The sequence below is a fragment of the Desulfopila inferna genome, assembly GCF_016919005.1.
GTDB classification, from domain to species: domain Bacteria; phylum Desulfobacterota; class Desulfobulbia; order Desulfobulbales; family Desulfocapsaceae; genus Desulfopila_A; species Desulfopila_A inferna.
Map to the genome: position 1 here is coordinate 1 of NZ_JAFFQE010000060.1, position 409 is coordinate 409.

Here is a 409-nt window from a genome sequence, read left to right on the forward strand (position 1 = left end):
CAACCGGTGCAACTCACCTTCAACCAGCAGCAGGACAGCGGCCAGCGCTCGCGGCAACGTCGCTACCTGCATGAAGAGTGGCAAGCCGAATGAACGGTACGGACCTCGACCTGCCGCTCGCCAGCCGCGCCGAACTGGATCTCCAGCGACGTCTCGCGCGTTGCCGTCGCCACTATGCCGGCAACGCTTTGCAAGCGCGCCTGGACACCGCCCAGGCCGCCCCCGACGTCGATCTCGAACTGAGCCTGGCGTGGGACGGCCTGCCCCTGCGCTTTCTCTGCCAGGCTCCGGCACTGGCCCCCTGGCTCGCGCCGAACCTGCAGGAGGCAGCCTTCGCCAGCCTGCCGGCGGCCCTGCAACTGGCCTTGCTGGAGCGCGAAGGCAACGTCTTTCCCGGCCTGGTCTGGTA

The 409-nt window shown here is 68.5% G+C and carries 1 protein-coding gene and 1 pseudogene; both read left to right on the top strand.

Going from position 1 to position 409, the window contains the following annotated elements; all coding sequences use genetic code 11:
- On the top strand, window positions 1-93 hold a 93-nt coding region (locus tag JWG88_RS22290; protein ID WP_353740711.1), incomplete at its 5' end, for a hypothetical protein.
- Window positions 90-409, top strand: a pseudogene (pscQ, locus tag JWG88_RS21440) (SctQ family type III secretion system cytoplasmic ring protein PscQ); the annotation flags it as partial. The gene JWG88_RS22290 and the pseudogene pscQ, both read left to right, overlap by 4 nt.